Here is a 20,553-nt window from a genome sequence, read left to right as displayed (position 1 = left end):
TGGGAAGGTGTGGGTCAGAAGTGGACGCTCAGCGCAACCGGGGGACACCCGGAGTAGCCCTGGCCTCTGCGTAGGACGGCTCCCGGAGCGCGCGAGTCCAGTTATAGGTTTTTGATCCGGGCAGGGGGCGCCGGACCGGGTCGAAGCGCAGATCCGCCGGGCCGTCGGTCTGACCCACATCGGCGGGGTCAAGCCGGTCCAAGTTCAACACCAGGGTGCCGAATCGGGTCCACGACCCCAAAGGCCTGCTGAAGCACAGGGCAAGCTCGAGAGGACGCTTCGCCAAGCCGATCCGAAGAGCTGCCGGTGTGGCGCTCAGATCGCCGCTCGGGTCGAGAGGAAATGCGGCCAGCAAGACAGCCGACTTCTCACCCCGGTAAGGCATCATGGACGTGAACCTGGCAGCCATCACATTCCGCTGGGGGAGCAGCATGAACCGGCCGGGCACTGCGGTTCCGGTCGACGCCAGCAATACGTCGAAATGGTCGGACCCGTCAGGCACCCGAAGGGCCAACCCCAAAACGTCTGGGCTCCACCGCGGGAGCCCGATCGAGCGGGAGAGCCGCGCCCGGATTTCTACCTGCCCCGTGCCATCGAGCCAGGAAACGCCGCTGGGTACAGGCGGCCCGGTCCGGGTGAGTGTCCCGGTGAGCCAGACCCCGTCAGGATGGATGGGGCGCCGTGGCCTGATTATTTTCGCTACAGCAAACAGGCCGGCGAATCCCTTACCGAGTGTTGCGATGGCGCGCATGGGTTAGCTCTTTCCTGTTCGGTTTTTCGCGGCTGTGCGAGGTGAAGTGCTGGATCGGTTGGAAGGCGAGGGCCGACATGAATAGGGATTGCGCCCCGCTCGGTGGACCTTCCCAAAAGTATATTCCGTAAAGTAAGTTGACTGACCGGTTTCTGAACCCCGGGCGAGGAGGCTCAGCGTCCGGTGGATACCGTGACCGTGAATTTCGGGTTCCGGGCGACCTGCCGGGTCGGTCCAACCATGGTGGTCAGCGGGGTCCGGTACTGCAGGTGGCTATTCCAGACGGTCCAGAGCTCACCGCCGGGGGCGAGCACCCGCCCGGCGTCGGCGAACAGTTTCAGGGCGATCCCCGAATGAACCGTGCCCTCCAGATGGAAGGGCGGGTTAAGGACAATCAGATCGGCCGACGACGACGCCATGGACGACAGGGCGTCGTCGCGCACTACCGAGACGCGACCGCCGACACCATTGGCATCGGCAGTGGCCCGGGAGGATGCGAAAGCCGATGCTGACTGGTCCGTCGCAATTACCTCGAGGGATGGACGGGCAAGCGCGAGATAGGCGGCGATAGTTCCGTTGCCGGACCCGAGATCAATTGCCCGACTCGCCTCCCGGGCGGCTGAGAGGGCTGGCAACAGATACCGGGTCCCGGCGTCGAGCTTGGCTCCGCCGAACGTGCCACCGAAGGCCTTGAGGATCAGCGGTGCGGATAGGCCGACGTCGTGCGCCTCCTCGACCGGGAAACCGCTGTGGGGTGTCGCTAAGGGGATGGCCGCCGTCAGAATGCGTGACTTTTGCCGGGCCAGCCCGGCGGCGACGGTGCCGAAGTGCCGGGCCAGGACTCCATTCATTGCCGTGGTCATGTGCTTGACCCTGCCCCCGGCGAACACGGTGACATCCGGGCTGGCGTGGCGGGCGATGGTCCACGCGATCTCGTCGAGCGCAGCCAGCGACCGGGGCAACTGCAGCAGGACGATGCGCGCACCGGCCAACAAATCCCCGCTCAGCGGGTGGTGAGTGAAGCTGTGGGCAAGACCGGCGGCTGCAGCGTTGGCGGTGAGGGCCAGCTCGCCAGAAAGCGGGTCCTGATGGGTGCGGATCGTCCGCGCACCGTGCAGCGCAGCAGCCCCAAGGGTAAGCGCCCCGTAATGGTCGCCGAGGACGACGACGCCCTCCGGGTCCGCGCCGATCGCACCAGCCGCAGTGTCCAGGAGGAGCCGGTCGGTGGCGTCGAATGCGAAAAGGTTCGCGGCCTCGACGTCGGGAGCCCGCCGAAGGTTGTCGAAACAAAAGTCAGTCACAATCCACCCATTTCAGGTCGAGTAGTTGAGCGCCGGATTTCCCGGCGGTAAGTGCGGCGAGCCGCCCGTTGAAGCCCTCGACCGACGTGGTCCCGGCGGCGACCGCCACCCGAATGAGAACCCGGTCTGCCAGATAGTCGGTCCCCAGGATTTCAGTGCCAGCGTTCCGAAGGTCATTTTCGACCCGTCCGGCTTCGGCGTGGCCCACCGGGACGGCCATGCGTTGCACCAGACGCCGTTGAAGAGTCGGCGCCGAGTCCAGCAGCTGGGACACAGCATCCGAGTAGGCACGCACCAGCCCTCCTGCGCCGAGGAGCACCCCGCCGAAGTAGCGGACCACTACCACTGCCACGTCGCTCAGGTCAGTCTTCCCGCGCGCGGTCTCCCGTTTGAGGATGGCGTCAAGCATCGGGGCGCCGGCGGTGCCGGCCGGCTCGCCGTCGTCATTGGCCCGCTGGATCAGCCGGTCCGGGCCGAGCACCACTGCGCCGCAGTGGTGCCGGGCGTCGTGAAACTCACGGCGGAGCTCGGTGAGGAGAGTCCGGGCTTCATCTTCGCTGCTAATCCGCCGTGCGACAGCGACAAAACGGGACCGGCGAACCTCGGTTTCGTGGCGGTGCTCACCCCTGACAGTCGTGTACCCGGTTACGGTTACTCCACTGTCGCTCACCGAGCCAAGTGTAGTGGGCGGGGCTCTCGCCGGTCGAAGATCGGCGGGTTAGGCTGGGGGGCATGCTCAAAATTGGCCTGACCGGCGGGATTGCCGCCGGGAAATCGCTTGTCGCCTCCCGGTTCAGTGAACTTGGAGCTGTGCTGGTCGACGCCGATGTTCTGGCCCGCGAGGTGGTCGGGCCGGGATCCGCCGGGCTGGCTGCCGTGGCCGCCGAGTTCGGCGAGAAGGTGCTCCTTGCGGACGGTAGTCTGAACCGTCCCGCGCTGGCCGCGGCGATTTTTGGGAACCCGTCCCGTCGGATGACCCTGAATTCGCTGATCCATCCGTTGGTCAGGGAACGAGCCCGTCGGCTGACCGCGGAGGCGCCGCCTGCCGCCGTCGTCGTGCAGGACATTCCCCTACTCGTGGAGACGGGCCAGCAGCACCAGTTCCATCTCGTGGTGGTGGTCGATGCGCCGGACCAGGTTCGAATCGAGCGGCTGACATCCCTCCGGGGGATGAGCGAAGGCGATGCCCGGGCCCGGATCGCTGCGCAGGCGACGCGGGCGGAGCGGGTGGCCGCCGCCGACGTCGTCCTCGCCAATGAGGGCACGCCCGGTGACCTGCTCGCTGAGGTGGACCGGCTGTGGAATGGGCGGCTGGTCCCCTTCAATGACAACCTGTTGAGCGGTACGCGGGCCGAGCGCTTCGGTGGCCCGCGCCTGCTGCCGGCGCAGGCCGACTGGCCGGTGCAGGCCGAGCGGATCATCGGCAGACTGCGGCTGGCTGATCGGCTGGTGCTGGCGGTAGACCATGTCGGGTCGACGGCGGTGCCGGGTCTGCCGGCCAAGGACGTCATCGATCTGCAGGTGACAGTCGCGGACATTGACGCCGCCGACGCAATCGCGGGCGCGCTACGTGCCGCCGGCTTCCCCCTGGTCGAGGGCATTGTGCGGGACGAGCCAAAACCGGATGTCCCTGATCCGGCTCGGTGGGCGAAGCGGCTGCATGCCAACGCGGATCCGAAGCGAGCGGTAAACATTCATGTGAGAGTTGAAGGTTCGCCGGGGTGGCGGTTCTCGCTGTCCTTCAGGGACTGGCTGCGAGCCGAACCCCCTGCCGGCGCGCTTTATCTCGCCGAGAAGGAGCGGTGCGCGGCACTGCATGCGAACGATCGGACATCCGCGGGGTACGCCGCCTGCAAAGAGGACTGGTTCACGGGGGTAGCAGACCCACTGCTCAAACGATGGGTTGCTGACACCGGGTGGGCGCCGCGGCCATCTTCCGCCGTCGGCTGAGTCGCCCAATTCAGGACGCCAATTGTCCGGGAGAGGGTCTAACGTACTTGTATGAGCCTTGCGCAGCAAATTAACCGGGTCGTCGCGCCCTTTGAAGTGATCAGCGAGTTCAACCCGGCCGGCGACCAGCCAGCGGCCATTGCGGAACTCAGCGAGCGCATCAAAGGTGGCGAGAAGGACGTGGTCCTGCTGGGTGCCACCGGTACCGGCAAGAGCGCGACGACGGCATGGCTGATCGAACAGGTGCAACGCCCCACCCTGGTGATGGTGCAGAACAAGACCCTCGCCGCTCAGCTCGCCAACGAATTCCGGGAGCTGATGCCCAACAACGCCGTTGAGTACTTTGTCTCCTATTACGACTATTACCAGCCGGAAGCCTACGTTCCACAGACCGATACCTTCATCGAGAAGGACTCATCCGTCAACGAGGAGGTCGAACGGCTCCGGCACTCGGCCACCAACGCGCTACTCACCCGCCGCGACGTGATCGTGGTGGCCACCGTGTCCTGCATTTACGGTCTGGGCACCCCCGAAGAGTATGTTGCCGGGATGGTCACCCTGGAAACCGGTCAGCAGATGAACCGGGATGACCTGCTCCGGAAGTTCGTGTCCATGCAGTACACACGCAACGACATCGATTTTCACCGGGGCACCTTCAGGGTGCGCGGCGACACGGTGGAGATCATCCCGATGTATGAGGAACTGGCACTCCGGATCGAGTTCTTCGGCGACGAGGTCGAGAAGATCTACACCCTCCATCCCCTGACCGGAGAGATTGTCCGCGAAGAGACTGAAATGTACGTGTTCCCGGCGTCGCACTATGTCGCCGGTCCTGAACGGATGGACCGCGCGGTCAAGCAGATTGAAGACGAACTGCAGGTGCGCCTGGCTGAGCTGGAGTCGCAGAACAAGCTCGTCGAAGCTCAGCGGCTGCGGATGAGGACCACCTACGACCTGGAAATGATGCAGCAGATGGGGTTCTGCAACGGCATCGAGAACTATTCACGGCACATCGACGGTCGGGGGCCGGGGTCGGCGTCGCACTGCCTACTCGACTACTTCCCCGACGATTTCCTTCTGGTGGTTGACGAGTCGCACGTGACGATCCCGCAGATCGGTGCCATGTATGAAGGCGACATGTCACGGAAACGGACCCTGGTGGATCACGGCTTCCGGTTGCCATCCGCCATGGACAACCGCCCCCTGAAGTGGGATGAGTTCCTGGAGCGCATTGGCCAGACCGTGTACCTGTCGGCCACGCCCGGCAAGTACGAGCTCGGCAAATCGGACGGCTTTGTCCAGCAAATCATCCGTCCCACCGGTCTGATCGACCCGGAGGTGGTCATCAAGCCGAGCAAAGGTCAGATCGACGATCTACTCGGGGAAATCCGCGCCCGGGTGGAACGCAACGAACGCGTCCTGGTCACTACGCTGACCAAGCGGATGGCCGAGGATCTCACCGGGTATCTCCTCGAACACGGGGTCAAGGTCGAGTACCTGCACTCCGACGTGGATACCCTGCGCCGCGTGGAGCTGCTCCGCGAACTGCGGCTCGGTACCTTCGACGTCCTGGTCGGAATCAACCTGCTCCGGGAGGGCCTTGACCTGCCGGAGGTCTCCCTGGTCAGCATTCTCGACGCCGACAAGGAAGGGTTCCTGCGGAGCGCTACCTCCCTGATCCAGACCATCGGCCGGGCGGCCCGCAACGTGTCCGGTGAGGTGCACATGTACGCGGACCGGATCACCGACTCGATGGCCAAGGCCATCGACGAAACCAACCGGCGTCGCGAAATCCAGGTGGCCTACAACCTCAAGCACGGGGTTGATCCCCAGCCGTTGCGCAAGCGCATCGCCGACATTACCGATTCGATCGCCCAGGAGGATGCCGATACTAGGGCGTTGCTTGAAGAGTCGGGCAAGAAGCGCAAGGGCAAGGGAAGCGCCTTGATCCGCCATGATGGTCTCGCGGCGGTACCCGCGGAGGACCTGACGGATTTGATTACCCAGTTGACCGATCAGATGCACTCGGCGGCCGCTGACCTGCACTTCGAACTCGCGGCACGGCTACGCGACGAGGTCGGTGACCTCAAGAAGGAGTTGCGGCAGATGCAGACCGCTGGGCATGCCTAGCCCGACGTGCGCCATGGAGGTAGTCGGGCGCCAGTGGGCTCCGGCCACGCCGGGTAGGGGTCATTTCCTGATTCGGCGGATCCGCCGGTAAGATAGGCCGGACGTAGGGGAGTATCCCGAAGCGCTACGTACGTCAACACGCAGAACACAGTTGTTCTGCCGGGCGTAGCGACCGGTCGGCCAGTGGCCCCGGTGGAGAGACTTGCGGACTCCGCTGCACCCTCCGAAAGGTCCCTCATGCCTGAACCCACCCTCGAATTGCCATTGGCATTCGAGGTCGGCACATTTATTGTGCTCGGCCTCATCCTGCTCTTCGATCTGCTGCTGGTAGTCAAGCGCCCACATGAGCCCTCCATGAAGGAAGCCGGGTTGTGGGTTTCCTTCTACGTCTCGCTCGCGCTGATCTTCGCCGTCCTGATGTTCGTCTTCACCGGGGCCGACTACGGCGGACAGTTCGTTGCTGGCTGGGTCACCGAATACAGCCTGAGCATTGACAACCTCTTCGTGTTCATCATTATCATGGCCCGGTTCTCGGTACCGCGGAAATATCAGCAGGAAGTCCTGATGGTGGGCATCATCATCGCGCTGATCCTGCGCGGAATCTTCATCCTGCTGGGCGCCGCACTAATCAGCAACTTCAGCTGGATCTTCTACATCTTCGGCGTCTTCCTCCTCTACACGGCCTACCAGCAGGCCAAGGACAGCGGCGAAGACGAGGAACATGGCAGCGAAAACAAGCTCATCGCCAGGCTTCGCACGGTCCTCCCCATGACCGACAAGTACGACGGCGGCAAGATCCGCACCATGGTCGACGGCAAGCGGGTCTTCACCCCGATGCTGATCGTGTTCGTGACGATCGGTCTCACCGACCTGCTCTTCGCCGTTGACTCAATCCCCGCGATCTTCGGCTTGACCGAGAGCGCGTTCATCGTCTTCACTGCCAACATTTTCGCCCTGATGGGCCTGCGCCAGCTGTACTTCCTGCTCGGTGGCTTGATGACCCGCCTGATTTACCTGAAGCACGCTCTATCGGTCATCCTGGCGTTCATCGGCATCAAGCTCATCCTCCACGCGATGCACGAGAACGAACTGCCGTTCATCAACGGTGGCCAGCACATCGAGTGGGCGCCGGTGATTCCCACCTTCGTCTCCCTCGGGGTGATCGTGGCCACCATCATCATTGCCGTCATCGCCAGCCTTCTCAGCCCCAAAGCCAAGCAGGCAGCCATCGACGCACAGCTGGAAGAGGACTCCCGGAAGGCCCGTGCGGCCGACATCGAGAACTGAGGTCAACCGGGCCAGCCGGTCATGCCAAGCAGCCGGTTGAAGATCGCCTCGCCGTCGTCGGAGATTCCGTCATGGTGGAAATCGGCGGTCTCCCATGCCTGCAAGCCTTTGACGGCGCGGGCAGTTTCCATTGACAGGTCGTGGTCCACGTAGATGTCGTCCTGATAGACGGCAGCAGCGGTGGGCACGGTGTTGCGGGCGAGCTGGGCGGTGTCGTAGAGGCTGCCCCAGTCGGCCTTCGCAGCCAGGAGTTGCGCCACCTCCCGCAACGGGACCAGCGCCGGATCCTGGTCGAAGTACCACCGATATACCATCTCGCCGGTCAGCAGCGGCTCCCCGGCGGTCGGGAGAAATTGCGGGTAGTCGGTCAGGACCCGGTCGGCGGACCAGGCGGACGCCGCCGCCTGGCAGTAGATGGACTCGTGCAGCAGGGCGTAAAGCGGGTTCGATGACCGGTTGACCTGTGCCCAGACGGCATCGAGGAACGCGGCGGAGAGACGCGGTCCATCAACGGTGCTGACAAACGCGTCTTCCAGGAGGTAGTGCAGCGCGTCGATGCGCGTGTTGCCGCCGAGGAAGGAGCCGATCATCTGCAGTCGCTCCACGGTGAGGCGTTCACCGGTGGGAAGCCGCTCGTCAACGGCTTCAACGTGCCGGGCAATGCGGGTCAGCAGGGTTCGGTCTTCGGGATACCTCGCGAAGTATTCGCGGTTTCTCGCTTCCACCCGGCGGTAGGTGGCCGTATAGACGCGGTCTGGGGAGCCACTGAGCGGGGCCAGACCACCGGTGATCAGCGCACGGTCTATCCCCCCGGGTGCGAAGGAGAGGTAGGTCAGCGTGCAGAACCCTCCGAAACTCTGCCCGAACACCGTCCACGGCGCCCCCACCAGGTGGCGGCGAATCAGTTCGGCATCGGCCACAATCGAATCGGCACGGAAGTGGGTGAGGTAGTCGGCCTGCCCGGCGGCGTCGCCGCGCAGGGGGAGTGTTGCGGCATCGGCCGGGGTGGAAAGCCCGGAGCCGCGTTGGTCCAGCATCAGGATCCTGAAATGCCTGGCCGCTGCCTTCATCCAGCCGCCGAGTTGCGTGACCCGGCTGCCACGACCGCCGGGGCCGCCCTGCAGGAACAGGAGCCAGGGCAGGGCGGCCGTGGCGTCGTCGTCGTAATCTGGCGAGCTGTACTCGCGGGCGAAGACGGTGATGGTCTCGCCGCCGGGTTCGGCATGGTTGAGCGGCACCGTGAAATGGTGGCCCGTGGTGCGCGCCCCATGCATCAGGTGGGTTGACTCACGGCGATGGGGGACGACGTCGGCCGCTGGTTGACCGGTCAAGCCGACGGCCCGGCGGCGATGGTGGCGAGAGCGTGGCCGGTGAGGCGGTAGGTGGTCCACCCGTCCTGCGGGAAGGCACCGAGGCTGTCGTAGAAGCTGATTGAGGGAGCGTTCCAGTTCAGGACCGACCATTCGACCCGGGCGTAGCCGCGCTCCGCGGCGATGCGGGCGAGGTTCTGCAGGAGCGCTTTGCCGTGGCCTTCGCCCCGGGCTTCGGGCCGGACGTACAGGTCCTCCAGGTAGATTCCGCTTACGCCCTCCCACGTCGAATAGTTGAGGAACCAGAGGGCGAAGCCCTGGATGGCGCCGTCGGACTCGGCGACGTGGGCGAAGATGCTCGGTGAGGCGCCGAAGAGGGCCTGGTGGAGCTGCTCTGGAGTGTTTCTGACGGCGTCAGGTTCCTTCTCGTAAGTGGCGAGGTCGTGGATGAGCTGGAGGATGGTGGCTACATCGTCCGGGCGTGCGTCGCGGATAGTCATGCACTCAACCCTAGCGACTCCACCCCCGCGGGGCGGGGGCAAGACTTCACGTTAGGGCGCGCCGACGCCGGTCACCGTGACCACGGCCGTGCCGGCCTCGTCGGAGGCGGTCAGGTCGATGACCGCGTTGATGCCCCAGTCGTGGTTGCCGGACGGGTCCTTGAAGATCTGCCGGACCTTCCAGTTGCCGGGCAGCTTGTCGATGATCAGCAGCGCCGGACCGCGGGCCTCGGGCCCGTCGTCGATGTCCTCGTAGTCGCCGAAATAGCCGTCGAGGGCTTCCGTCCAGCGGTCGGCATCCCAGCCGGACGCGCCGTCCAGGGCGCCAAGCGCTACATCGTCCTCGTCGGCGAACAGTTTGACCCGCTGGAACATCTCGTTGCGAACCATCACGCGGAACGCCCGCTCGTTGGAGGTCACCGAGTCGGGTTCTGGGGGCAGCTCAAGGGCGGTCCCGCTGTCGGCGCGGCCCCCCGCGGCCAGCAGCTCCCATTCCTCGAGGAGGCTCGAATCGACCTGGCGGATCAGTTCGCCGAGCCACTCGATGATGTCGGTCAGGTCCTCCCGCAGCGCCTCGGTGGGGACGGTCTGGCGCAACGCCTTGTAACAGTCGGCGAGATAGCGCAGCAGGATGCCCTCGGACCGGGTGAGCGAGTAGTAGGCAACGTACTCGCCGAAGTTCATGGCCCGCTCGTACATGTCCCGGACCACCGACTTGGGGGTCAGCTCGAAGTCGCCCAGCCAGGGGGCGCCGCTGCGGTAGACGTCGAACGCCTGGAACAGCAGTTCCGCCATCGGCTGCGGATAGGTGACTTCCTCGAGGAGGGCCATCCGCTGGTCGTACTCGACGCCGTCGGCCTTCATCGCGCCGATCGCCTCGCCGCGCGCCTTCTTCTCCTGGGCGTTGAGCACCTGGCGGGGTTTCTCGAGGGTCGCTTCGATCACCGAGACGACGTCGAGCGCGTAGGTGGGGCTTTCCGGGTCCAGCAGTTCGAGGCTGGCCAGCGCGAACGGGGAGAGCGGCTGGTTGAGGGCGAAGTTGGCTTGCAGGTGGACCTTCAGCCGGATGCTTCGGCCGTCGGCGTCGGGTTCGGGGAGCCGCTCGACGATCCCCGCGGTGACCAGCGACCGGTAGATGCCGATGGCCTTGCGGGTCAGTTGCAACTGGGAGGCCCGGGTCTCGTGGTTTTCGTTCAGCAGCCGCTGCGCCGCGGAGAACGGGTTGCCCGGCCGTTCCAGCAGGTTGAGGAGCATCGAGTGGCTGACGGCGAAACTGGAGGTAAGCGGTTCGGGTGTTCCGGCGGCCAGCCGCTCGTACGTTGGCTTACCCCACGACACAAACCCGGTGGGCGGCTTCTTCCTGACCACCTGGCGAAGCTTCTTCTGGTCATCGCCGAACTTCCCCACAGCCTTCGCCATGGCCCTGGTGTTCTCGACCACGTGATCGGGCGCCTGCACGACGACGGTCCCCGCCGTGTCATACCCGGCCCGGCCGGCCCGGCCCGCGATCTGGTGGAATTCCCGGGCGTTGAGCAGCCGGGTGCGGACACCGTCGTACTTGCTGAGCGCAGTCAGGAGTACCGTGCGGATGGGGACGTTGATGCCGACGCCGAGGGTGTCGGTGCCGCAGATGACCTTGAGCAGCCCCGCCTGGGCGAGCTGCTCCACCAGCCGGCGGTACTTGGGGAGCATCCCCGCGTGGTGGACGCCGATCCCGTGTCGCACCAGCCGGTTCAGCGTCTTGCCGAACCCCGACGAGAACCGGAAGGTCGCGATGAGGTCGGCGATCTTATCCTTCTCCTCGCGGGAGCAGACGTTCACGCTCATCAGGTTCTGGGCGCGTTCGATCGCTTCGGCCTGGCTGAAATGCACCACGTACACGGGTGCCTGCCGGGTGCTGAGGAGTTCCTCGAGCGATTCCTGAACCGTGGTTTCCACATAGTAGAAGTGCAACGGGATGGGCCGTTCCGCGCTGCTGATCGTGGTGCTTTGCCGTCCGGTGCGCTCGGTCAGTTCGTCTTCGAAGCGGGTCATGTCGCCGAGGGTTGCTGACATCAGGAGGAATTGGACCTGGGGGAGTTCGAGCAGGGGTACCTGCCACGCCCAGCCGCGCTGCGGGTCGGAGTAAAAGTGGAACTCGTCCATGATGACGGTGCCGACGTCGGCCTGCGCACCCTCACGAAGGGCGATGTTCGCCAGAATTTCGGCCGTGCAGCAGATGATGGGGGCATCCTGGTTGACGCCCGAATCGCCGGTGATCATGCCGACGTTTTCGGCGCCGAACGTCTCGCAGAGTGCGAAAAACTTCTCGGAGACCAGGGCTTTGATGGGTGCCGTGTAATAGCTGCGCTTACCGCGGGCGATTGCGTCGAAGTGGGCCGCCACGGCCACCAGCGATTTTCCCGACCCGGTGGGCGTTGCGAGGATCACGTTGTTGCCCGAGACCAGTTCCAGCACCGCTTCGTCCTGCGCCGGATACAGGTTCATGCCCTCGCTGGTTGTCCACTCGAGGAACGCGCTGTAGACGTCGTCGGGCCGGTCGGTGCCTGCGGGGAGGTATTCCTGAATTCTCATAGGGCTCCAGCCTATCCGTAGCAGCCCCGGCGCCCGATACGCTGGGGTGATGCGATGGGATCCCACACTGTACTCACTGTTCGCCGATCACCGGGGCCGCCCCTTCCTCGACCTGGTCGGCCGGATCAATCACCCAGCGCCGCGCATCGTCGTCGACCTTGGCTGCGGTCCAGGGGACCAGACGCGGCTGCTGGCCGACCGCTGGCCCGATGCCCAGGTGCTGGGCATCGATTCCTCGCCCGCCATGGTGCACAGTGCCAATGAATCGCCGGACCTGCCGCCCAACCTCCGGTTCGAGGTCGGCGATGTCCGGGACTGGGTGCCGGGGTCCGACGTCGACGTCGTCACCACCAACGCCGTCCTGCAGTGGGTGCCGGGTCAGGCCGAACTGGTCGAGTCGTGGGCGCGGGCACTGCGGCCGGGTGCGTGGCTGGCACTGCAGGTGCCAGGAAATTTCGGCTCGCCCGCGCACACCCTGATGCGGGAGCTCGCCGGATCAGGGGCCTGGCGGGACAAACTCCAGGGTGTCCTCCGGCACACCGACGTCGTCTCCGAACCGACCGACTACCTCCGGTCGCTCAGCGGGGCTGGCATGAGCGCCGATGTCTGGGAGACCTCCTACCAGCACGTGCTGTCCGGGCCGGATCCGGTGTTGCAGTGGCTGAAGGGCACAGGTTTACGCCCGGTACTGCATGCCCTTTCCGACGACGACGGCGCCGCCTTCGTCGACCAGTACGCGGCCCTGCTTCGCGGTGCCTACCCGGAGGAGCCATGGGGGACAGTCTTCGGGTTCCGTCGGATCTTCGCCGTCGGCGTCAAGAACCGCGCGGAGTAGGCGCAAGAACCCTTCGCTCGCCCCGGGCTGTGCACAGCCGGTCGAAAGCGGGCCCTTATCTCGTCGGCGGGATTTGCGCAGCTATGGCGGGTCGCGCGAATCATTTGTGCAGTTGTGGCGGGTAACAGCGCCTCTAACCCGCCACAACTGCGCAAAGTTTCGCGACTACGGCCAGCCTCGACACTGCCACCCGCCACACGTGCGCATAAGTTTCCGGAGCGTACATCCCTACGACGGTGTGCCCGCCGGGATGACGTCCGCGCGGCAGGGTTACCAGCCGCGGGCGCGCCACTCCTCAAGATGGGGGCGCTCGGCTCCGAGCGTGGTGCCCCTGCCGTGGCCGGGATGCACCAGGGTGTCGTCCGGAAGATAGTCGAAAATCCGTTCCGACACGTCGTTCAGCAGCGACTCGAACCGGTCCGCATCTCCCTGCGTATTCCCAATGCCCCCCGGAAACAAGGAGTCGCCGGTGAACAGGTGCGCCGGCCCGTGCGGATCGCGGTACAGCAGCGCCACGCTGCCGGGCGTATGCCCGCGGAGCTTGATGGCTTCGAGGTCAAAACCCTCAAAAGTGCTGATGTCCCCGTGGTTGAGCGCCACGTCGGTGGGCACGACAATGTCCTGGACGTCTTCGGTTCCGGCGGCGGTGCGCGCGCTTGTCTGCCCGACGACGTCGGCCAGCGCCCGCACATGGTCCCAGTGCGAGTGGGTGGTGATAATCAGCGCCAGCGTCGGCTCGACAGTGGTGTCAGCTGCGCCCTCCGCGAGTAGCTGCAGGATGGCGGGAGCGTCGTCGGCCGCGTCGATCAGCACCTGAGCGCCGGTGGACCTCGAGGTAAGGAGGTAGACGTTATTGTCCATTTCACTGACGGATAATGAACGGATGGTCAGGTCCTGAAGATTAGGCATGGCCCAAGTCTAGGCACGCCGGGATGTGGCGGGAACTATCGGGCCCCGGGGACGCATGGAACAATGTGAAGCAGTGGTTCGGCCGCGGGATGGCCGGACAGACACGACGGACAGACAACGACCGAAAGGCCACCGTGAATCCTGGCGCGACGGGCAGCACCGATGTCACCAGCTGGTTACACATCGACCAGGCAAGCTCGGTCCCGCCCTACGAACAGCTCCGGGTCCAGATTCTCGACGCCGCCAACAACGGCTCCCTGCCCGTCGGCACCCGTCTGCCGCCGGTGCGCACCTTGGCCAGCCATCTGGGCGTCGCAGTCAACACCGTGGCCCGGGCCTACCGGGAACTCGAACAGGCGAACATTGTGGTCACCCGGTCGCGGGCCGGAACGGTGGTCGCAGCGGCCGGGGACGAAGCCAGGCAAAAAGCCGCGGAAGCCGCCGACGGCTACGCCGATGTGATCAAGGCCAACGGCCTGACCGAGGACGAAGCAGTGGCCTATTTGAGGGCCGCGCTGCGCCGTCGGTGAACATCGGTGCCCAACGCGCCGACGACACGCTGAAAAGACACCTATCGAACATGTATTCGAACAGCGTTTCAATTAGAGTGGATGAGTGTCTATTGCAACTTCGCTCGAATCCGAGTTTTCCGACCCGCACCTGCCGCAGGATCTGTCGCGCCTGATCGTCAAGGGTGCACGCGAGCACAACCTGCGCAACGTCGACCTGGACCTGCCGCGGGACGCCATGATCGTCTTCACCGGGCTCTCCGGGTCGGGCAAATCCTCCCTTGCGTTCGACACCATTTTCGCCGAGGGCCAGCGACGCTACGTGGAGTCACTGTCGGCCTACGCCAGGCAATTCCTTGGCCAGGTGGACAAGCCGGATGTTGATTTCATCGAGGGCCTTTCGCCGGCGGTGTCCATCGACCAGAAGTCGACCAACAAGAATCCCCGGTCGACGGTTGGCACCATCACCGAGATCTATGACTACATGCGCCTCCTGTGGGCTCGTGTCGGCCGCCCGCATTGCCCCACCTGCGGCGAGCCGGTAGCCAAGCAGACGCCCCAACAGATCGTTGACCAGCTGCTGGAGCTGGAGGAGGGCACCCGCTTCCAGATCCTCGCCCCGGTGGTCCGGGGCCGTAAAGGCGAGTTCGTCGACCTGTTTCAGGAGTTGACAGCCAAGGGGTACGCACGCGCCCGGGTCGACGGCGACGTCGTCCAGCTCTCCGATCCGCCCAAACTCGGCAAGCAATATAAGCACACCATCGAAGTGATCGTTGACCGCCTGGTGGTCAAGGACGGTATCAGCCAACGGTTGACCGACTCGGTGGAGACGGCCCTGAAGTTGGCCGATGGTCGGGTGCTCGCGGATTTCGTTGACCTTCCGGAAAAGGATAGCAAGCGGGTCAGAGCGTTCTCCGAACACCTGGCCTGCCCCAACGAGCACCCCCTGGCGATCGACGAGATCGAGCCCCGCTCGTTCTCCTTCAACAATCCCTTCGGCGCGTGCCCGGCATGTACCGGCATCGGCACGAAGCTCGAGGTTGATGAGGAACTGGTGGTCCCCAACCCGGACCTGACCCTCGCCGAGGGGGCCATTGCCCCCTGGTCGCTGGGCACTGCAACCCTCGAATACTGGACCCGACTCCTCGAGGGGCTTTCCAAGGAACTCAACTTCAAGATGGACTTGCCGTGGCGCAAGCTGCCGGACCGTGCCCGCGAGGCTGCCCTGTACGGCAAGGACCACAAAGTGGTGGTGCAGTACAAGAACCGGTTCGGGCGGGAGCGTAAGTACAGTACCGGCTTTGAGGGTGCAGTGCAGTACATCCACCGCAAGCACCTCGAAACCGAATCGGATCACGCCCGCGACCGGTACGAAGAGTACATGCGGCAAATCCCCTGCCCGGAGTGCGGGGGAGCGCGGCTGAATCCAGCCTCACTGTCGGTGCTGATCAACGGCAAATCCATTGCCTCGGTCGCCGCCATGCCGATGCGCGACTGCAGCGACTTCCTCAACAACCTCGTGCTGACCGGCCGCGAGGCCCACATTGCGGCCCAGGTCCTCAAGGAGATTCAGGCCCGCCTCCAGTTCCTGCTCGACGTGGGGCTGGAGTACCTCAACCTCGAACGCGCCTCCGGCACACTGTCCGGCGGCGAGGCACAGCGCATCCGCCTGGCGACCCAGATCGGTTCGGGCCTGGTTGGTGTGCTCTACGTTCTCGATGAGCCGTCGATTGGCCTGCACCAGCGCGACAACCGCCGACTGATAGAAACCCTGGTCCGGTTGCGTAACCTCGGGAACACGCTGATCGTCGTCGAGCATGACGAGGACACCATCCAGGAAGCCGACTGGATCGTCGACATTGGACCCGGCGCTGGCGAGCACGGGGGCGAGGTGGTGCACTCGGGCCTCCTTGAAGACCTGCTCACCAACGAGCGCTCCATCACCGGGGATTACCTATCGGGTCGCCGGAAGATCGAGATTCCAAAGAAGCGTCGGAAGATCGACAAGTCCCGGCAACTGAAGGTGATCGGTGCCCGCGAGCACAACCTGACCTCCTTCGATATTGCCTTCCCGCTCGGCGTCCTGACCGCCGTCACGGGGGTCAGCGGATCAGGCAAGTCGACGCTGGTCAACGAGATCCTGTATAAGGTCCTGGCCAACAAGCTCAACGGAGCCAAGCAGGTGGCCGGGCGGCACAAGCGGATCGACGGCCTTGAGCACCTTGACAAGGTGGTACACGTCGATCAGAGCCCAATTGGCAGGACACCACGGTCCAACCCCGCGACCTACACCGGCGTCTTCGACAACATCAGGAAGCTCTTTGCCGAGACGACGGAGGCGAAGGTCCGCGGGTACCTCCCGGGCCGGTTCTCCTTCAACGTGAAGGGCGGACGCTGCGAGGCGTGTTCCGGCGATGGCACCCTGAAGATCGAAATGAACTTCCTGCCCGATGTTTACGTCCCGTGTGAGGTTTGCCACGGGCAGCGCTACAACCGCGAGACGCTCGAGGTTCATTACAAAGGCAAGACCATCGCCGATGTGTTGAACATGCCGATCGAGGAAGGCGCCGAGTTCTTCGCCGCGTTCAGCCCGATCGCCCGGCATCTCACGACCCTTGTGGATGTTGGTCTTGGCTATGTCCGGCTGGGCCAGCCAGCCACCACTCTCTCGGGCGGTGAAGCGCAACGCGTGAAGCTGGCCAGCGAGCTGCAGAAGCGGTCCAATGGGCGCAGCATCTACGTGCTCGACGAGCCGACCACCGGGCTGCACTTCGAGGACATCCGCAAACTGCTGCTCGTCCTGCAGGGTTTGGTGGACAAGGGCAACACGGTGATCACCATCGAACATAACCTCGACGTGATCAAGAGCGCGGACTGGGTCATTGACCTTGGGCCCGACGGCGGATCCGGCGGCGGGCAGATCATCGCCACCGGCACCCCCGAGCAGGTTGCCAAGTCCACCACCAGCTACACCGGTACGTTCCTCGCCGAGAGTCTCGGCCGATAGGCAGCCTCGAATATATTCCCTTGAGGGAATGCAGTTTTCGACCGGGCACCGGCTGTGGGAAACTTGGCCGGTGATAAATTACCGCCTGCTCGTGCTTTTTGACCTGGATGGAACCCTCGTCGACCCCGCAGGCGCCATCACTGGGGGAATTGTCGGGTCGTTGAGGGCGCACGGGTTGCCGCGCCCCACTGAGGACCAGTTGCGGGCCATGGTCGGGCCGCCGCTGGTGACCTCGTTGCGAAGCATCGGGGGCGTTCCTGAGCACCAGTTGGCCTCGGTTATCGCCCATTATCGGGATGGGTACCGCAGCCAGGGAATGGCCAGCAGCAAACCCTATCCGGGCGTCGTCGGCGTCGTTGAGGCGCTGAGAGCCGAAGGGCACCTGGTAGCCGTTGCCACCCAGAAGCCGCAGGGCCTCGCCCGGGAGCTGCTCCGCGTGCAGCAGATGGACACCCTCTTCGGCTCCATCCACGGCTCGCCCGATCAGGAGCAGACGCCCGGGCCCGAGGGGAAAACCCCAATCATCGGCGCCGCCCTGGCTGAGTATGAGGGCAGGTACGAGGGTGCCGTCATGGTCGGCGACAGGTCGCACGACATTTCCGGTGCGGCGGCGAACGGGTTGGCCTGCATTCCAGTCACCTGGGGATTCGGGTCAGCCGAGGAATTCAGTGAGGCAGGGGCCACCGAACCGGCGGACTCGGCCGAACGGCTGATGCAGCTGATCCTGGCGATGGTGCCGCGTGAGGTGGTCCATGGGAATCTATGATCTCACCCGCAGCAGCACCCGGGGCCTGATTGCGGGACTGTGCCGACCGACCGTTGAGGGCCTCGCCAACGTTCCCGCCGAGGGACCGCTGATCGTTGCGGCCAACCACCTGTCATTCCTTGACAGTGTCTTGATCCAGGCACTCATGCCACGGCCGGTTGCCTTCTTCGCCAAGGCCGAATATTTCACCGGCCGCGGCATTAAGGGAAAGGCCATGCGTTCCTTCTTCGAGGGCGTCGGGTCGATCCCCGTCGAACGGGGGCAGCAGGCAGCGAGCGTCCAGGCTCTCAAAACCCTTCACGAGCTGCTGGAGGGCGGCAACGGCATCGGCATCTACCCCGAGGGCACCCGGTCCCGGGACGGACTGCTCTACCGGGGGCGGACCGGCGTCGGGTGGCTCGCCCTGACCACCGGCGCACCAGTTCTCCCCGTCGGGTTGATCGGCACCGAGAACCTGCAGCCGGCCGGACAAAAACGCATCAAACCCCAGCACTTCACCATGAAGATCGGCGCGCCCCTGCACTTCGAGAAAACCGGGCCGGGGCATTCACTTCCCGCCCGCCGGCACGCCACCGACACCATCATGGACTCCATCGCAGCGTTGAGCGGTCAACAGCGTTCCACCAGCTACAACCAGAGTCCGGTGCTCGAGTAATGGCCGACCCCCGCAATTACCGCCCCAAGACCGGTGAAATTCCACTCGACCCTGGCGTCTACCGGTTCAGGGACGAACACTCGCGTGTGGTCTACGTCGGTAAAGCCAAGAACCTGCGGTCCAGGCTGAATTCCTACTTCGCCAACCCGCAGGGCTTGCTGCCGCGCACCCGGGCGATGGTGTTCACTGCAGCGAGCGTCGAGTGGACGGTGGTGGGGAGCGAGCTTGAGGCCCTGCAGCTTGAATACACCTGGATCAAAGAATTCAACCCCCGGTTCAACGTCATGTTCCGCGACGACAAGTCCTACCCTTACCTGGCCGTCACGATGGGGGAGAAGTACCCCAGGGTCCAGGTGATGCGGGGCGACCGCCGGAAGGACACCCGCTATTTCGGGCCCTTCTACCCGGCCAAGGCAATCCGTGAAACTGTCGACACCCTGCTCCGGGTTTTCCCCGTGCGAACCTGCAGCAGCGGAGTTTTCAAACGGGCCGAGCGCACCGGCCGGCCCTGCCTCCTCGGCTATATCGATAAGTGCTCAGCCCCCTGCGTTGGACGGATCACCCCCGAAGACCACCGTGACCTCGCGGCACAGTTCTGCGATTTCATGGGCGGCCAGGCGACCCGATTCATCGTCGACCTCGAGAAAAAAATGACCGCCGCCGTCGCCGAGCTCGACTATGAGTCGGCAGCGAGAATCCGGGACGATATCGCCGCCCTGAAACGGGTGTTTGAACGCAACACCGTGGTGCTTTCCGAAGACACCGACGCCGACATTTTCGCCCTCAAGGAAGACGACCTTGAGGCCGCGGTCCAGGTGTTCCACGTCCGCGGCGGCCGAATCCGCGGCCAGCGCGGCTGGATGGTGGAGAAGGTCGAGGACATGAGCACCGCCGACCTGGTGGAGCACCTTCTGCAGCAGGTGTACGGCGACGGCAGCAGCAGCAACAACCAGATTCCGCGCGAAGTCCTTGTACCGGAGCTCCCCAGCAACGCGGAGGAGATGTCAATCTGGCTAGCCGGTCTCCGCGGCGCACGGGTAGATCTGCGCGTGCCCCGCCGCGGCGATAAGGCAACCCTGCTGGGAACGGTGGAGCAGAACGCCGCCGATGCCCTCCGGCTCCACAAGAGCCGCCGCGCCGGTGACCTCACCACGCGGTCCGCAGCCCTCCAGGAGCTCCAGGAAGCCCTCGACCTGCCGCAGCCCCTGATGCGCATCGAGTGCTTTGACATCTCCCACGTCCAGGGCACCAACGTGGTGGCCTCCATGGTGGTGGTCGAGGACGGTTTGCCCCGCAAGGCCGACTACCGCAGGTTTTCCATCACGGGGGACGCCGCCCGCGACGACACCGCCTCGATGTACGACGTGATTCAGCGCCGCTTCCGCAACTACCTCGCTGAGAAGACTGGTCCGGTGCCCCGGGAGGCGGCTGAGGGGACCAACGACGACGGCGGCACGGCGGTCCCGCTGGCCGACACCACCACCACAGCGCCCCGCCAAAAGTTCGCCTACCCGCCCAACCTGGTGGTGGTGGACGGCGGCCAGCCGCAGGTGCACGCCGCAGCCCGTGCTCTGAAGGACCTCGGCATCGATGACGTCTTTGTGATCGGGCTCGCCAAGCGGCTCGAGGAAGTGTGGCTACCCGACAGCGACTTCCCGGTCATCCTGCCCCGCGCCTCCGAAGGACTCTTCCTCCTGCAACGGATTAGGGACGAGGCGCACCGGTTCGCCATCGCCTTTCATCGGCAGAAGCGCGGCAAATCGATGACGGCGTCGGCGCTCGACTCGGTTCCCGGTCTCGGTCCGGCCAAGAAGAAAGCAATCCTGAGCCACTTCGGATCGGTGAAAAAGATCCGCGCGGCAACCGTCGAGGAGCTGCAGGCGGTGCCCGGAGTAGGTCCCGCCCTCGCCGCCGCACTGCAGCGCACCCTCGCGATAGCGGGAGCCGACGGGGCGGCGGAAACACCGGCACCAGCGGTGAATATGGCCACCGGCGAAATTCTTGAGACTTAGTTAGGGTAGAGGTGGGGAAGACCCGTTCGAGCCACCACCAACCGCCAGGATGGAACA

The 20,553-nt window shown here is 64.8% G+C and carries 16 protein-coding genes; 9 read left to right on the top strand and 7 right to left on the bottom strand.

The features are described from left to right. Positions 1 to 28 precede the first annotated feature (28 nt). From ACX80A_RS10825 to ACX80A_RS10815, 3 genes are all read right to left on the bottom strand, one after another. Positions 29 to 751, bottom strand: coding sequence for a hypothetical protein (locus ACX80A_RS10825; protein ID WP_459259709.1), 723 nt, complete (start codon positions 749 to 751; stop codon positions 29 to 31). 173 nt (positions 752 to 924) lie between these two features. Beyond that, entirely contained in the window at positions 925 to 2,052 is a 1,128-nt protein-coding gene (locus ACX80A_RS10820; protein ID WP_459259708.1) for a class I SAM-dependent methyltransferase, read from the bottom strand. Continuing rightward, positions 2,045 to 2,722: an IMPACT family protein gene (locus ACX80A_RS10815; RefSeq protein ID WP_459259707.1), complete on the bottom strand. Its 678-nt coding sequence runs from the start codon at positions 2,720 to 2,722 to the stop codon at positions 2,045 to 2,047. The genes ACX80A_RS10820 and ACX80A_RS10815 overlap by 8 nt, the downstream gene beginning before the upstream one ends. A 62-nt stretch (positions 2,723 to 2,784) precedes the next feature. Between ACX80A_RS10815 and coaE the strand changes: the two genes are divergently transcribed. The 3 genes from coaE (at position 2,785) to ACX80A_RS10800 (ending at position 7,419) form a co-directional block, all read left to right on the top strand. After that, positions 2,785 to 4,002, top strand: coding sequence for a dephospho-CoA kinase (gene coaE / locus ACX80A_RS10810; protein WP_459259706.1), 1,218 nt, complete (start codon positions 2,785 to 2,787; stop codon positions 4,000 to 4,002). A gap of 51 nt (positions 4,003 to 4,053) precedes the next feature. Then, entirely contained in the window at positions 4,054 to 6,132 is a 2,079-nt protein-coding gene (gene uvrB, locus ACX80A_RS10805) for an excinuclease ABC subunit UvrB (RefSeq protein ID WP_459259705.1), read from the top strand. A 237-nt stretch (positions 6,133 to 6,369) separates the two neighbouring features. Next, positions 6,370 to 7,419, top strand: a complete 1,050-nt coding sequence (locus tag ACX80A_RS10800) for a TerC family protein (protein WP_459259704.1) — start codon at positions 6,370 to 6,372, stop codon at positions 7,417 to 7,419. A 2-nt stretch (positions 7,420 to 7,421) separates the two neighbouring features. Here ACX80A_RS10800 and ACX80A_RS10795 read toward each other — a convergent pair whose 3' ends face one another. The 3 genes from ACX80A_RS10795 to ACX80A_RS10785 are packed head-to-tail and all read right to left on the bottom strand — an operon-like array spanning position 7,422 to position 11,803. Beyond that, positions 7,422 to 8,750, bottom strand: a complete 1,329-nt coding sequence (locus tag ACX80A_RS10795; protein ID WP_459259703.1) for an alpha/beta fold hydrolase — start codon at positions 8,748 to 8,750, stop codon at positions 7,422 to 7,424. Next, positions 8,747 to 9,229 (bottom strand): GNAT family N-acetyltransferase, encoded by a 483-nt coding sequence (locus ACX80A_RS10790; protein ID WP_459259702.1) that lies wholly within the window; start codon positions 9,227 to 9,229, stop codon positions 8,747 to 8,749. Before ACX80A_RS10790 ends, ACX80A_RS10795 begins: the two co-directional genes overlap by 4 nt. A 51-nt stretch (positions 9,230 to 9,280) precedes the next feature. Beyond that, positions 9,281 to 11,803 carry a DEAD/DEAH box helicase gene (locus ACX80A_RS10785; protein ID WP_459259701.1) on the bottom strand — a complete coding sequence of 841 codons (2,523 nt, stop codon included), beginning with the start codon at positions 11,801 to 11,803 and terminating at the stop codon, positions 9,281 to 9,283. A gap of 49 nt (positions 11,804 to 11,852) precedes the next feature. On the opposite strand from ACX80A_RS10785, the gene ACX80A_RS10780 reads away from it, so the two are divergent. After that, entirely contained in the window at positions 11,853 to 12,638 is a 786-nt protein-coding gene (locus tag ACX80A_RS10780) for a trans-aconitate 2-methyltransferase (protein ID WP_459259700.1), read from the top strand. A 270-nt stretch (positions 12,639 to 12,908) separates the two neighbouring features. On the opposite strand, the gene ACX80A_RS10775 is transcribed toward ACX80A_RS10780, so the two are convergent. Continuing rightward, positions 12,909 to 13,547 carry an MBL fold metallo-hydrolase gene (locus ACX80A_RS10775; RefSeq protein WP_459259699.1) on the bottom strand — a complete coding sequence of 213 codons (639 nt, stop codon included), beginning with the start codon at positions 13,545 to 13,547 and terminating at the stop codon, positions 12,909 to 12,911. 65 nt (positions 13,548 to 13,612) lie between these two features. Here ACX80A_RS10775 and ACX80A_RS10770 point away from each other — a divergent pair, with 65 nt between their 5' ends. The 5 genes from ACX80A_RS10770 (at position 13,613) to uvrC (ending at position 20,496) form a co-directional block, all read left to right on the top strand. Further along, positions 13,613 to 14,077: a GntR family transcriptional regulator gene (locus tag ACX80A_RS10770; protein ID WP_459259698.1), complete on the top strand. Its 465-nt coding sequence runs from the start codon at positions 13,613 to 13,615 to the stop codon at positions 14,075 to 14,077. 85 nt (positions 14,078 to 14,162) lie between these two features. Continuing rightward, positions 14,163 to 17,063, top strand: a complete 2,901-nt coding sequence (uvrA, locus tag ACX80A_RS10765) for an excinuclease ABC subunit UvrA (protein WP_459259697.1) — start codon at positions 14,163 to 14,165, stop codon at positions 17,061 to 17,063. Between the two features lie 70 nt (positions 17,064 to 17,133). Beyond that, entirely contained in the window at positions 17,134 to 17,829 is a 696-nt protein-coding gene (locus ACX80A_RS10760; RefSeq protein ID WP_459259696.1) for an HAD hydrolase-like protein, read from the top strand. Further along, the gene (locus tag ACX80A_RS10755; protein WP_459259695.1) at positions 17,816 to 18,484 is read left to right on the top strand and encodes a lysophospholipid acyltransferase family protein; all 669 of its coding nucleotides are present in this window, start codon (positions 17,816 to 17,818) and stop codon (positions 18,482 to 18,484) included. Before ACX80A_RS10760 ends, ACX80A_RS10755 begins: the two co-directional genes overlap by 14 nt. Next, positions 18,484 to 20,496: an excinuclease ABC subunit UvrC gene (gene uvrC, locus ACX80A_RS10750; protein WP_459259694.1), complete on the top strand. Its 2,013-nt coding sequence runs from the start codon at positions 18,484 to 18,486 to the stop codon at positions 20,494 to 20,496. The genes ACX80A_RS10755 and uvrC overlap by 1 nt, the downstream gene beginning before the upstream one ends. The last annotated feature ends 57 nt before the right edge of the window (positions 20,497 to 20,553 follow it).

The organism is Arthrobacter sp. TMN-50 (assembly GCF_054511125.1).
This window is presented reverse-complemented; position numbering and strand designations above follow the sequence as displayed.